This is a genomic window from Streptomyces brasiliensis (assembly GCF_014647875.1).
GTDB lineage: Bacteria > Actinomycetota > Actinomycetes > Streptomycetales > Streptomycetaceae > Streptomyces > Streptomyces brasiliensis.
The window spans coordinates 81,425-93,448 of the sequence record NZ_BMQA01000032.1 but is presented as its reverse complement, the minus strand read 5'-3'; the positions used below and the strand labels follow the sequence as shown (position 1 = coordinate 93,448).

The 12,024-nt window shown below is 70.6% G+C and carries 13 protein-coding genes and 2 pseudogenes; 8 read left to right on the top strand and 7 right to left on the bottom strand.

Going from position 1 to position 12,024, the window contains the following annotated elements:
• Nucleotides 1-199: pseudogene (locus IEZ19_RS33575) on the top strand (transcriptional regulator); the annotation flags it as partial.
• Between the two features lie 19 nt (nt 200-218).
• Here IEZ19_RS33575 and IEZ19_RS33570 read toward each other — a convergent pair.
• Nucleotides 219-545 (bottom strand): annotated as a pseudogene (locus IEZ19_RS33570) (tyrosine-type recombinase/integrase); the annotation flags it as partial.
• Nucleotides 546-613: 68 nt separating this feature from the next.
• Between IEZ19_RS33570 and IEZ19_RS33565 the strand changes: the two are divergent.
• Nucleotides 614-1,270, top strand: a complete 657-nt coding sequence (locus IEZ19_RS33565; protein WP_189315086.1) for a YdcF family protein — start codon at nt 614-616, stop codon at nt 1,268-1,270.
• Between the two features lie 126 nt (nt 1,271-1,396).
• Here the strand turns inward: IEZ19_RS33565 and IEZ19_RS33560 are convergent, their stop codons facing one another.
• Entirely contained in the window at nt 1,397-1,876 is a 480-nt protein-coding gene (locus IEZ19_RS33560) for a hypothetical protein (protein WP_189315085.1), read from the bottom strand.
• 622 nt (nt 1,877-2,498) lie between these two features.
• On the opposite strand from IEZ19_RS33560, the gene IEZ19_RS33555 reads away from it, so the two are divergent.
• Nucleotides 2,499-3,290: a hypothetical protein gene (locus IEZ19_RS33555; protein ID WP_229841153.1), complete on the top strand. Its 792-nt coding sequence runs from the start codon at nt 2,499-2,501 to the stop codon at nt 3,288-3,290.
• 420 nt (nt 3,291-3,710) lie between these two features.
• A complete protein-coding gene (locus IEZ19_RS33550; RefSeq protein ID WP_189315093.1) occupies nt 3,711-4,604 on the top strand; it encodes a glycosyltransferase family 2 protein in 894 nt (297 codons plus the stop codon).
• Between the two features lie 276 nt (nt 4,605-4,880).
• Here the strand turns inward: IEZ19_RS33550 and IEZ19_RS33545 are convergent, their stop codons facing one another.
• From IEZ19_RS33545 to IEZ19_RS33535, 3 genes are read right to left on the bottom strand one after another with little or no spacing between them, the layout of a single operon-like run.
• Nucleotides 4,881-6,572 carry a bifunctional 3'-5' exonuclease/DNA polymerase gene (locus tag IEZ19_RS33545; RefSeq protein WP_189315084.1) on the bottom strand — a complete coding sequence of 564 codons (1,692 nt, stop codon included), beginning with the start codon at nt 6,570-6,572 and terminating at the stop codon, nt 4,881-4,883.
• A gap of 49 nt (nt 6,573-6,621) precedes the next feature.
• On the bottom strand, nt 6,622-7,362 hold the full coding sequence (locus IEZ19_RS33540) for a Clp protease N-terminal domain-containing protein (protein WP_189315083.1): 741 nt from the start codon (nt 7,360-7,362) through the stop codon (nt 6,622-6,624).
• A 59-nt stretch (nt 7,363-7,421) separates the two neighbouring features.
• Nucleotides 7,422-8,057 carry a LysE family translocator gene (locus IEZ19_RS33535; RefSeq protein ID WP_189315082.1) on the bottom strand — a complete coding sequence of 212 codons (636 nt, stop codon included), beginning with the start codon at nt 8,055-8,057 and terminating at the stop codon, nt 7,422-7,424.
• 142 nt (nt 8,058-8,199) lie between these two features.
• On the opposite strand from IEZ19_RS33535, the gene IEZ19_RS33530 reads away from it, so the two are divergent.
• The gene (locus IEZ19_RS33530; RefSeq protein WP_189315081.1) at nt 8,200-9,309 is read left to right on the top strand and encodes a DUF2786 domain-containing protein; all 1,110 of its coding nucleotides are present in this window, start codon (nt 8,200-8,202) and stop codon (nt 9,307-9,309) included.
• A gap of 97 nt (nt 9,310-9,406) precedes the next feature.
• Here the strand turns inward: IEZ19_RS33530 and IEZ19_RS33525 are convergent, their stop codons facing one another.
• Together IEZ19_RS33525 and IEZ19_RS33520 are read right to left on the bottom strand one after the other, a co-directional pair.
• Nucleotides 9,407-9,919 carry a DUF4232 domain-containing protein gene (locus IEZ19_RS33525; protein WP_189315080.1) on the bottom strand — a complete coding sequence of 171 codons (513 nt, stop codon included), beginning with the start codon at nt 9,917-9,919 and terminating at the stop codon, nt 9,407-9,409.
• Between the two features lie 86 nt (nt 9,920-10,005).
• The gene (locus IEZ19_RS33520; RefSeq protein ID WP_229841152.1) at nt 10,006-10,497 is read right to left on the bottom strand and encodes a hypothetical protein; all 492 of its coding nucleotides are present in this window, start codon (nt 10,495-10,497) and stop codon (nt 10,006-10,008) included.
• Between the two features lie 178 nt (nt 10,498-10,675).
• Here IEZ19_RS33520 and IEZ19_RS33515 point away from each other — a divergent pair, with 178 nt between their 5' ends.
• The 3 genes from IEZ19_RS33515 to IEZ19_RS33505 are packed head-to-tail and all read left to right on the top strand — an operon-like array spanning nt 10,676 to nt 11,897.
• On the top strand, nt 10,676-11,071 hold the full coding sequence (locus IEZ19_RS33515; RefSeq protein WP_189315079.1) for a VOC family protein: 396 nt from the start codon (nt 10,676-10,678) through the stop codon (nt 11,069-11,071).
• Nucleotides 11,068-11,421: an ArsR/SmtB family transcription factor gene (locus IEZ19_RS33510; protein WP_189315078.1), complete on the top strand. Its 354-nt coding sequence runs from the start codon at nt 11,068-11,070 to the stop codon at nt 11,419-11,421. The genes IEZ19_RS33515 and IEZ19_RS33510 overlap by 4 nt, the downstream gene beginning before the upstream one ends.
• Nucleotides 11,418-11,897 (top strand): SRPBCC family protein, encoded by a 480-nt coding sequence (locus IEZ19_RS33505; protein WP_189315077.1) that lies wholly within the window; start codon nt 11,418-11,420, stop codon nt 11,895-11,897. The genes IEZ19_RS33510 and IEZ19_RS33505 overlap by 4 nt, the downstream gene beginning before the upstream one ends.
• The last annotated feature ends 127 nt before the right edge of the window (nt 11,898-12,024 follow it).

The window sequence follows — 12,024 nt, the reverse complement described above, 5'->3', positions numbered from 1 at the left end:
GCAGCGCTTGGCCCCCCAGCCCGGCTTGAGCAGTCGCACGTTCATGCACCCCGAGATCGGACCGATCACAATGGACAGCGACTTCCTCACTGTACGTGACAGCGACCTCCGGTTGATCGTCTATACCAGGGCGCAGGACAGCGAGGCAGCCGGGCAGCTCGACCTGCTGGCGACGATCGGCCTGCAGCCGTTCAGCTGACCGGGTTGGGTGATCAGGTTCTGTCGTCTGCGCTGCGCGAGGTCGGACGCGGGAACACGACGTGGTCTTCCTGCCACAGCTCCCCGGCCGCGGTCCGCATGGCCGCCTGTCGGGCCTTGTGGTCAGCCGGAAAGGGAATGAAGACGGGCGGGATCGGGACGGCGTTCCGGCTCTTCTTGGTCTTGGGGCGGGTGAAGGCGAGACCGCCCTCCTTGCGCTCGGGGCAGACACTCGCGTGCCTCGTGCAGGTCTTGGCGCAGGGCTTAGGGCAGCCGCGCTTGTAGCCCTTGTGCGTGGTGCAGTCCGGCGGGCACGGCTCGAAGCGGTGGAGGCGTGCCCCGCACGCGCGCTTCGCGTGGTCGTATGACTTCAACTTCAAGGTGCCCACTCAGCGAACACGGAGAGTGACATCAAGTGATCTCGGCTCAGACGTGGGCGGATGCTCAGCGGCTCTGGGACTTCCAGCAGATGGGGCATGAACCGCGCCCCTGCTCCGTAGCCATCGGTCTCGGCAGTCATGACCTGGGAGTGGCCGACACCACGGCGGACCTCTACCACCGCGGCATGGCTCCCCTCGTCGTCTTCACCGGGGCGACCAGCCGCACGACACACGAGCGGATGCCGCGCGGCGAGGCAGAGCACTACCGCGAGCGCGCGATCGAGCTGGGAGTTCCGGAGCGCGCCATCCTTGTCGAGCCGAACGCTCGGAACACGGGCGAGAACATCCGGTTCTCGCGTGCGCTCCTCGAACAGCGGCACGTGCCCGTCTCGTCTGTCCTTCTGGTCAGCAAGCCGTACGAGGAACGGCGTGCCTACGCGACTGCCCGCAAGCTGTGGCCTGATGTCGAGTGGGTGAGCGCGTCCACCCCCATGACGCTTCCCGACTACGTCGACTCGATCGGGGACGCGCGTCTTGTCGTCGACATGCTGGTCGGCGCTCAGCAGCGGCTCATGATCTACCCCCGGCAGGGGTTCATGATCGAGCAAGAGATCCCGGACGGGATCAGGGCGGCCTACGAGCGTCTGCGTGACGAGGGCTTCACGAGTCGACTCGTGCCCGAGACGGCGTAACGCGCCTGATGGGGCCCGGTACGGTCCGTCTCAGTTTCCGTCTCATTCAGGCCCGTCCGACCTCGTTCGCGGCGGATCGCGGCCCGCTCGGGAGTACGGCAATGAACGAGGGTGAACGGCCCCGGATCACGCCCTGACCAGCACGAACAGACCTCGAAAGCGAGTGCGGAGCGAGCAGGGAAGCTCCTCTCTCACGGTAGAGCTTCCTACCTCCTCAAGGCGCTTCGCTCCGCTCACCGCGCGCGGCTCGGCCCTCGGCCGGGCCCGCGCTGTCCGCCCCGCTCCAGCCCGGCCGGCGCCCGTGCCGCGCGCATGGTGGCGGCCGCCCTCCGGGGCGGCCGAGGATCGCAACCGGAAGTACCAGCGGTCCTCTGTGGGCGGGGTGTCCGGGTGGACCGAGTGCGGCCCGTTGTCCCGGTAGACCAACTGGCCCCGCTCGACCGCGGCTTGCAGTGCGGCGCGGACGGTCTTGCGGTCCTTGCCGACCAGTTCCGCGACCGCGGACGGCTTCATGCCCTCCGTGCCGGTCGCCTTGATCGCTTCCAGCACGGTGGGCAGCCACGCGGGCCCCTGCTCCCGCTCGCGCCGCAGCGCGGACAGGTTCAACCCGCCCGCCCCGGCCGTCGGGGCTTCCTCGACCGGGTCGGTGTCGCCGCCGGTCGGGGTGAGGGGGCGCGGTCCAAGCGGTCATGGCCGCGCAGGAGCAGAAGGTCGTCAGCAGTGGGCACGTCGGCGTAGGAGAGTTCGCCGTAGCTGACCTTCTGGTCGGCGCCCCTGTCCGCGGTCCGGGCGCCCAGGCTGCGGCGGGTAGGTCGTGCGGGCCGGCATTGGTCACCGTCCGGCCTGGGCGAATCCTGCTGTGCGCGGCCGCGTTCGTCCGACAGCCACCGTTCACGTGGCCTCCTTGGAGCCTACGACAGATCCCATGTCAAGCAGCGACTCGCCGACACTTTCCGGCGACCTACCGCCACAGCGGGTGAGTAGACGTCAGAAGATCACCTGTAAGGGCTAATCGTCATTCAATCTCCCAAGCTGCAGGCAAATTTTGACCGTCATTCAGCTCTCCTTCGGAGCGGCGTAAAGGAGCTCTACAGACCCGATCAGCCCCTCCAAGCCGGAGATTCCGATTTGCTCAATATGACAGCAATGGGGGGTCTTAGTACGTTCAATCACGCACCCGGCTGTCACAGCGAGCGTTTCTCTGAATCCGAGAAGGAGAACAAACGACATGATCATGACCCGTTCCCACGCGATCGCCATGGCCGTCGCGGCCGTCGCGGCACTGACCGCGACCGGCATCACCTACGCCGCCCCCGCCCCAGCCCCCGTCCCCGCCCCCCAAGCCCAGGTGGCCCCGGGCGCCGTCCCTGCCCCCGCCCCCCAAGCCCAGGTGGCCCCGGGCGCCGTCCCCGCCCAGGCCTTCATGGGCGGGGGGGTGGCCCCGGCCGCCGTCCCTCCCGAGGCCCTCATGGGCGGGCCAGGCGGCAGCACGGGCAAGGGCAACGAAGGCAACGTGCTCCTGGGCAACGGGTTCGTGGGCAACGGGTTCGTGGGCAACGGGTTCGTGGGCAACGGGTTCGTGGGCAACGGGTTCGTGGGCAACGAGCGCCAGGGCAACGAGCGCGAGGGCAACGAGCGCGAGGGCGAGCGCCATCACGAGGGCAGGATCCACATCAACGAGCGCAGTTTCTCCGGCCGTCCCGACGGCTGCATCAGCGTCATCAGCGGCCTGGGCTCCACCAGCTTCAACATCCGTAACGACAGCCGCAACACTGTCGAGTTCTTCCGCGGTGTCACCTGCGACAACGGCGCCCCCATCGCCACCGTCGGCCCCCGCAGCGAGGCCAACAACGTCCGCCCGAGGATCCATGACGAGGACGAGGACGAGAACGGCGAGCTCCACGAGGAGATGGAGGACGGCGTAAGGGTGAACGGAGTCGTCGGCAGCTTCCGCGTCATCAAGCGCCACTTCAACGAGGAGGGCGAGCGCGGCGATTTCGACGACTTCGACGAAGACTGAAACCAGCAACACGTCTGATGCGCATGCTGGAGAACGCCGGGCCGCCGCAATCGGGCCGGCGCCCTCCAGGCGGGCGCACAACACAGAATCCCGACCCGTGGTCATCGGGCCGGGATTCTCGTCTGGACCCCGGCCCAGGGACATCCCTTCCCGGAACATCCACACCAGACCATCGTCCGACAGATCACACGCCTGCTACGCCACCCTTACCCCAGCGACGACCGCCAGTCCACCGTCCACGGCGTGCGGGCGGCCGGTGGCGGGTGGCGGCGGGAAAAACGGGTTCAAAACCGGCTCAAAAGGGCGGAAAAGTGAATTGGCGTCGGGAGAATCAGATGATCTGAGGCAACATCTTGGTGAACTGTGGACGCCGCGTGCCTGGGGCGTGGTCGCCACCGTCGGTCGGATGGGGTGAGTGACGTGGTGGAGCCGAGGATCGCCGTCGCCATCGTGACCATGGGGAACCGGCCCGACGAGGTCGACGCCCTGCTCCAGTCCGTGGCCAAGCAGGACCTCGCCCCCACCCGGATCGTGATCGTCGGAAACGGCTGCCCGCTGCCCGAGTTCGCGCGGCGCCTCTTCCTGCCCGGTGAGGTCACCACCATCGACCTCGACGAGAACCTCGGCTGCCCCGGCGGCCGGAACGTCGCCCTCGCCCGGCTGCGGGAGTTCGGGGACGTTGACGTCGTCGTCGAACTGGACGACGACGGGCTGCTCGTCGACCCCGACGTGCTGCGCCAGGTGCGCGACCTGTACGCCGCCGACCCGCGCCTCGGCATCGTCGCGTTCCGCATCGCCGATGAGAACGGCGAGACCCAGCAGCGGCACGTCCCGCGCATCGGCAACTCGGATCCGCTGCGCGGCGGTTATGTCACCGGCTTCCTCGGCGGCGGACACGCCCTGAGCACGGCCATGCTCGCCGAGACGGGCGACTGGCCGGCCGAGTTCTTCTTCGCGCACGAGGAGACGGACCTGGCATGGCGGGCCGCCGACGCCGGCTGGAAGATCCTTTACGCGCCCGAACTGCTCCTCCAGCACCCCAAGACCTCGCCGGCCCGGCACGCCATCTACTACCGGGTCACGGCCCGTAACCGCGTCTGGCTCGTCCGGCGCCGACTCCCGTTCACGCTGATCCCGGTCCACCTCGGCGTGTGGACCCTCCTCACCCTCGTACGCACCCGGTCACTGGGCGGCTTGCGCGCCTGGCTCGGCGGGTTCGTGGAGGGGGTGCGCCGGCCCGCCGGTGAACGGCGGCCCATGCGGTGGCGTACGGTCTGGCGGCTGAGCCGGCTCGGGCGTCCGCCGATCATCTGAGGCGAGCCCGTCGTCGGACGGCGAAGAAGGGGCGAGGGTCCCGGTCGTGCACCTCTGCCGACCGGGGTTCCCGCGTGTCCCCGGACCCGGCCTGCGGTGACACTCCCCCGAGTTGCGCGGCGTGCGCGCGCACCGTGCGACCGGATCCGATGTAGTGATCACATCAGGACCCGCCAACGGATGGCTAACATGTGGCCAACGGCTTTCCCGACGTGGTGGCCCGGTTGGTGCGAAGGCGACGGGTTGTGAGCGAGCAGCGGCCGAGCCGCCATCCCATCACTTCGCGTCGGCATAGCACTCCACCACCGCCGTCGTGAACGGGAACCGCACCGGCGTCTCGCCGAACGTCAGCCGGCCCGCCATGTCGGCCGCTTCTTCGATCGCGCCCACGATCGCATCGGCCTCCTCCCGCGGACAGTGCACGATCACCTCGTCGTGCTGGAAGAAGACCAGCTCGGCCACCATGTCCGCGCAGGTCCGCCGCAGGCCGGCCAGCATCAGCAGGGCCCAGTCGGCGGCGCTGCCCTGGACGACGAAGTTGCGGGCGAATCGGCCGCGGGCACGGGCGTTGGTGGACGCGTACCCCGGCACCCAGCCGTCGGCCGGCAACGGCTCGATCCCGGCGTCCTGGGGGATGCCCGCCTCTTCAGTCGCGGCGTCCCCCGCCCTGGCCGCCGGGGGACACGTGCGCCCCAGCCATGTCCGCACCAGTCGCCCCTCCTCACCGGCCCGCGCCGCCTCGTCGACGTACGCCACCGCCTTGGGGAAACGGCGTCTGAGCGCGGCGAGGTTCTTCAGGCCGTCGCCGGAGGTCTGGCCGTAGACCGCGCCGAGCACGGCGAGCTTGGCCTGGGCCCGGTCGCCGGAGAAGGCGCGGTCGGAGACGGACTGGTACAGGTCGCTCTCGCGGCCGGCCACCTCCATCAGACCCGGGTCGCGGGAGATCGCCGCGAGGACGCGGGGCTCCATCTGGTCCGCGTCGGCCACCACCAGCCGCCAACCGGGGTCGGCGATCACGGCGCGCCGGATCACCTTGGGGATCTGCAGCGCGCCGCCGCCATTGGTGACCCAGCGTCCGGTGACCGTCCCGCCCGCGAGGAACTCCGGCCGGAACCGGCCCTCCCGCACCCAGTCCTGCAGCCAGGACCAGCCATGGGCCACCCAGATCCGGTACAGCCTCTTGTACTCGAGGAGTGGTTTCACCGCCGGGTGGTCGACGGACTCGATCTCCCAGCGGCGGGTGGATCTCACCTTGATCCCGGCCTGCGCGAAGGCTTTGATCACGTCGGCGGGCAGATCGGGTCGCACCCGCCGCCCGAACGCGGCCGACACCTCGTCCGCCAGCTCGGCGAGGCGGCGCGGTTCGCCCCCGCCCGCGTACCGCTCGCCCAGCAGGTCGTGCAGCAGCTCCCGGTGCGCGTCAGCCCGCCAGGGCAGACCCGCGCGGTTCATCTCGGCGGCCACCAGCATCCCCGCCGACTCGGAGGCCGTCAGCAGCCGCATGCGGTCGGGGTGTTCCGCCGCGTCGTGCCGCCGCTGCTGCTCGGCGTAGACCGCGATCAGGTCCTCGAGCGGCAGCCGGGCGGTCTGCGGCTCGAACAGCGAGGACTGCGCGCCGGGTTCGGCGGCGCGCAGCGGAGGGTCGGGCGGTACGGGGGTGCCGCGCAGCCGGGCCAGGGCGGCGGCGGCCGAGCGTGGCTCGCCGTACCGCCCCTCGTGGCCCAGCAGGAGTGTTTCGGCGTCCTCGATGTCGTAGCACCGCTCCACTCGCACCCCCGTGGCGAGCAGACGGGGATAGACCTCGGGGGTCGACCGCCACACCCAGCGCGTCACCTCCGGACGGTCCCGCACCGCCCCGGCGAGATCGGGCTCCCGCCGCACCGGCCCCGCGGGCAGCCCGTCCGGGCCGAGGGGGGCGACGTCCACGCCACCGTCCTCGGCCGGAGCGAGCGCCCACCGGCCGGTCATGCTCGCGAGTTTCGCAGGCGGGTCTGACAACACGCTCTGACCTGCGGATTCAGTCCTCGGGCTGATCCAGTCGCCGATGCTGCTCGACCAGCTCCTCCAGCGCCTTCGCGACGTACCGCTCGGTCTCGGCCTTGCCGACGCCCAGGCCGCTGAGGACGCCGGCGCCGTTCTCGTGCTCCAGCAGGGCCAGCAGGATGTGCTCGGTGCCGATGTAGTTGTGGCCGAGGCGGAGCGCCTCGCGGAAGGTGAGCTCCAGGACCTTCTTGGCGTCCGGGCCGTACGGCACGAGTTCGGGCGCGTCCTCGGCGGCCGGCGGAAGCGCGGCGGTCGCGGCGGCCTCGACGGCCTCCAGGGCGACGCCCTGTGCGGTGATCGCCTTCGCGGCGAGGGCCTCGGGCTCGGCGAGCAGCCCGAGGACGAGGTGTTCGGGCCGGCCCTCGGCGCTGCGTGCGGCCCGCGCCCTGCTGTGCGCGGACACCACCACGTTGCGGGCGCGGACGGTGTAGCGGCTGAAGCTCTGGTCGAGGTCGGCCGACTCCTTCGGCACGAAGCGCTTCTGGGCCGCCTGCCGGGTGACGCCCATGCTCTTGCCGATCTCGGTCCAGGACGCGCCCGAGCGCCGCGCCTGGTCGACGAAGTGGCCGATGAGGTGGTCGGCCACGTCGCCCAGGTGGTCGGCGGCGATCACCGCGTCCTGGAGCTGGTCGAGGGGTTCCGGGTGGGCCTTCTTGATGGCCGCGATGAGGTCGTCGAGACGGATGGACACCGGGCCGCCGGGTTTCGTCGTCATGTGTCAACCGTAGGTTGACGATAGAAGGGTGTCAACCGGAAGTTGACACTGCGCTCGCCCTACTTCGGCGCCGCCGCCAGCCGCACCGCCAGCCCCGCGAACACCGTCCCGCTGAAGCAGTCGAGCCCCCGGGACACCCGGCGGCTGCGCCGCAGCAGGGCGGAGAGCTTTCCGGAGAGCAGTCCGACCGAGCCGTCCACCAGGGAGCCCATGGCCGTGATCGTGACGCCGAGGAGCAGGAACTGCTCGCCCACGTGCCCCAGTTCGGGGTTCACGAACTGGGGCAGGAAGGAGACGTTGAAGAGGATCACCTTGGGGTTGAGCAGGTTCGTGACCGCTCCTCGCCAGAAGGCCCGCCGTCGGCCCGAGCCCGCCGGCCCCTCCGTCCCGCCCGCGTCGACCGGTCCGTCACCGCCCCGGAACGCCCTGTACGCGAGGTACAGCAGATAGGCCGCGCCCGCCCAGCGCAGCACGTGGTAGAGCGTCGGCAGTGTCAGGAACAGCGTGGACAGTCCGAGGGCCGCGGCGACCGAGTGCACGAACATCGCGCAGGCGACCCCGAAGGCGGCGGTCACTCCGGCCATCGGACCGCCCCGGCCGCCCATCGCCACGATGAACATCAGGTCGGGACCCGGGGTGATGCAGAGCGCGAAGGCGGCGACGAGGAAGGCCGCGTAGAGAGATGTGTCGACCATGGCTCCATGCTTGACACGCTTCTGACGGACAGGCGAGCGAATTTCGGTGCCCGGGACGCCCCGGCGCCCCGGACCGGGTGAGTTGTCCACAGGGTGTGGACGGCCACCGCCCGCTGTCCGTGGCGCGTGGCACGATCGACGGGTGAGCAGCAGTACGAGCAGCACTGTGGAGCGAGCCTTTCAGGCCGCCCTGTACGACGACACCGATCCCGGCCTCGACACGGGCGCGTCCCTCCTCGCGGCGGACCCCGGCGCGGACGCGGAACTCGCGCGGCGGGGCGCGGAGTTCGTGGCGGCGGCCTGGCGCCGCGGCTGGCAGCCCGCCGACGTCGTACGGCTCGTACGGCGCGAACTGGACGACGTGCACGTGCGCGTGGCCGCCGAGCTGATCCGGGCGCAGGCACCGGACGACCGCCCGCGCGGCCGCCGCTGGGCCGACCAGCTCGACGCCCTCCCTGCCGCTCCCGCGCGCGGGGCCGACCGCTTCTCGCGCGCGACCGCCGTCCTGGAGCTGTACCGGCTGCTGCTGCGCCTGCCCGCCCTCGAACCTCTGGACGAGCCGACGCGCGAACACCGCCCCGCCGCCTCCCGCATGCTCACCCGCATCCGTGCGCTGCTCGCCAAGGCCGAGGCGACCGGGTATCCGGAGGAGGCGGAGGCGCTGAGTGCGAAGGCGCAGGAGCTGATGGCCCGGCACAGCATCGACGAGGCACTGCTCGCCGCCGGGGCGCCCGCCGCGGACGCGCCCGGTGCCTGCCGTATCGGGGTCGAGCCCCCGTACGAGCAGGCCAAGGCGGTGCTCCTGGACGCGGTCGCCACGGCGAACCACTGCCGTGCCGTGTGGAACGAACCGTTCGCGTTCTCCACGGTGGTCGGCTTCGAGGCCGATCTGGAGGTCGTCGAGCTGCTCTACACGTCGCTCCTCGTGCAGGCCACGCACGCGATGTCGAAGGCGGAGGCGGCCCAGAGAGCGGGCGGGCGCAAGCGGACCAAGACCTTCCGGCAGTCCTTCCTCGCGGCCTACGCCCACCGTGTCGGCGACCGGCTCGCGTCCGCCGCCGAGACACAGGTGACCCAGGGCCTGCTCCCGGTCCTGGCCACCCGCGAGATAGCCGTCACCGACCGCATGGAGCGGATGTTCCCGCGGACCACCACGACCCGGCTGCGCGGGGTGACCGACGAGGCAGGCTGGACGGAGGGCGCCCACGCGGCGGACCGAGCCCAGGTCAAGGCCCACCCACGGCTCGACTGACGACTGTCGGGACCCGCGCGCCCCGGCCGACGGTCAGGGCCGGGCCGAGCGCAGAGTCCCCGCGCACGCGTGGCCCGGAGTCACCCCCGCCCGCGCGTCAGTCCCCAGCCTGCTGGAAGGCGCCCACCGAGGCATCCGGCGAGCCCGCCGCGCCCTTACCCGCCACCGGCCCGTACGACCACGGGAAGCTCTGCGTCGCGCCGGAACCGGCCAGGCCGATCTCGACCGACTTCGCGTCGATGTTCGCCCCGTCGCCCGCCTTGCCGCGTACGTAGCTGATCGTGAAGGACGCCGAGTCGCCCTTGGCCAGCTTCAGCTTCTGGGCCTTCGCGCCCTCGAGCGCCGGCACGGCGGCCGTCGTGCCGCCCGCCTTCAACCGCACGGCGGCGAAACCGGACAGCGTGCACGGCGTGCTCTGGTTCGTGATGCTGACCGGAACCTCGCCGGTGTCCCCGGCGGCCGGTGCGACGCTCGCCGAACCGATCTGTACGGAGACCCCGCCGATCTCGCAGGCCGAGCTGTCCTTGCCCTTCGCGTTGCCGCCGTCGTCGCAGGCGGTCAGGACGAGGGCGGCGGCGAGGGCGGTGACGGTGAGCGGAATGACGCGCATGAGAGGGTCCTGTCGAGGTCGTGACGGTGTACCGGCATCATCACTCCTCGCCCCGGCGCCCGCTCGCGCGCCCCTCCGTTCACGGCTTACGACCCGAGACCGGCCGTGGGCAGACCGGACGGCAGCTGCCCGCCCTCGGCCTTGGTGTAGGTCTCCACGCGGAGCCCGCCCGACCAGGTCACCTTCATCGAGGTCTCGTCGACGGAGTCGACCATCCCGGTGGCCCGGTTCTTGCTCCCATCTGTGCAGGTCAGATGGATCATCCGCATACCGGACTCCTCACCCGCGGCCCCGTTGCACACGGACCCGCCGGTCGCAAACAGCCCGGCCTGCTTGCCGGTGATCACCAGCGCCACGGCCTTGCCGTCGGTGGTGGCGAGCCAGCTCCCCTGCAGCGCGTCGGACGCGGACGCCGCGCCGGTCGTGGCCCCGGTCGCGGTCGGGGCCGCCGATCCGGTCGGGCCGGACGTGGAGTCGTCCTTGGAGTCGCCGCCACCGCTGCACGCGGTCAGCGCGAGCGCGCCCGCAAGTCCCGCGGCCACGGCCGCGATCCGCACCCTCGTAGTCGCCGAAGTCACTGGAAGCTCCCAAGCTGTAGCCGGTCGGCCGCCCGTCTGCCGGAACGACCGCAGCAAGCTACCAGGGACCCACCGGCAGGACTGTGTACGCCGGGCAGGGATCCGATGTGCGCCAGCTCGATAGGTAGGAGATCTCCTATGTTTGACGGGTAGGGAATCTCCTACTTATGCTCCGCCCATGAACATCACTCACGCCTCCTTCGTCACGCTCCCCGTCGCCGACCAGGACCGTGCCCTGCGCTTCTACACGGACGTGCTCGGCTTCGAGATCACCGCCGACCTGGACATGCCCCAGGGGCGGTGGCTCCAGGTCGCGCCCAAGGGCGCGCAGACCGTCTTCACGCTCTCCGGCCCGGGCATGGGCGATTTCGAGCCGGGTTCGACCCGGGGGATCATGTTGGTGACGACCGACGTCGACGCCGACTGTGCGCGCCTGGCCGAGGCGGGCACCGCCGTGCAGGGCCCGGACGACCTCCCGTGGGGCCGGATGGCCACCTTCCGGGACCCGGACGGCAACGGTCTGATGCTGCTGACGGAGGCGCGGCACCAGGAGCGAGAAGAAGGGGACGCATGACCACGACCGGGGCAGACGTAGCCGAGGAGGACCGCGTCTTCGCCGCGCTCGCCAACGCCACCCGCCGCGAGGTGCTGCGGCTGTTGCGCGAGGAGGGGCCGCAGCCCGTCCAGACCCTGGCCGACCACTTCGACATGCGACGGCCCAGCCTCTCGGAACACCTCAAGGTGCTCCGGGAGGCCGGTCTCGTCTCCGAGCAGCGCTCCGGCCGGCAGCGCATCTACCGCCTGGAGGCGGCCCCGCTCGCCGACCTGCAGGACTGGCTCCATCCGTACGAGCGATTCTGGCGCGACCGTCTGAAGGGCCTCGGCGCCCTGCTCGACCGCATGCCCGACGATGACCGCACATGAACGACCGTCCCGAGACCCCCGCAGACGCCGACGACCTCACCACCATCCGCGTCGACCAGTTCCTGCCGCACTCTCCCGCCAAGGTCTGGCGCGCCCTCACCGAGCCCGATCTGCTCGTGCAGTGGCAGATGCCGGGCGTCGAAAACTTTCGGCTGGAGGTCGGGCACCGGTACCGGATGACCTCCGTCCCGCGTCCGGGCACTCGCTTCTCCGGAGTCGTCGACGTGCAGGTTCTCGCCTACGACATCGAGCGGATGCTGTCCGTCCGCTGGGCCGACGCCGATCCGGACAATCCTGCAGACTGGACCATTACGTGGACCCTGGAACAGGAAGGGCGCGGTACGCGTCTCTTCCTAGTGCACGAGGGATTCGATCCGGACGATCCGGCGCAGAGGATGGCCAGGAAGATCATGGACGGGGGATGGCGTTCGCATGTCCTGCGAGCCCTGGGGCACACGCTGGAGCAGCTTCGGTAAAGGAGTCGCCAAAGCTGTAACCGGAGGACCACCCCCCGTGCACGTGCATCTGCCCATGCATCCGCACGTGAACAAGGTTATGATCCGGCTCAGTTGACTACAGCATCCATGGCCACATCAGCCAGTG

Excerpts from the sequence above, each read along its gene's own strand:
- IEZ19_RS33555 (WP_229841153.1), top strand. The coding sequence starts at position 2,499 with ATGATCATGACCCGTTCCCACGCGATCGCCATGGCCGTCGCGGCCGTC.
- IEZ19_RS33545 (WP_189315084.1), bottom strand. The coding sequence starts at position 6,572 with ATGACCGGCCGGTGGGCGCTCGCTCCGGCCGAGGACGGTGGCGTGGAC.
- IEZ19_RS33540 (WP_189315083.1), bottom strand. The coding sequence starts at position 7,362 with ATGACGACGAAACCCGGCGGCCCGGTGTCCATCCGTCTCGACGACCTC.
- IEZ19_RS33535 (WP_189315082.1), bottom strand. The coding sequence starts at position 8,057 with ATGGTCGACACATCTCTCTACGCGGCCTTCCTCGTCGCCGCCTTCGCG.
- IEZ19_RS33525 (WP_189315080.1), bottom strand. The coding sequence starts at position 9,919 with ATGCGCGTCATTCCGCTCACCGTCACCGCCCTCGCCGCCGCCCTCGTC.
- IEZ19_RS33515 (WP_189315079.1), top strand. The coding sequence starts at position 10,676 with ATGAACATCACTCACGCCTCCTTCGTCACGCTCCCCGTCGCCGACCAG.
- IEZ19_RS33510 (WP_189315078.1), top strand. The coding sequence starts at position 11,068 with ATGACCACGACCGGGGCAGACGTAGCCGAGGAGGACCGCGTCTTCGCC.
- IEZ19_RS33505 (WP_189315077.1), top strand. The coding sequence starts at position 11,418 with ATGAACGACCGTCCCGAGACCCCCGCAGACGCCGACGACCTCACCACC.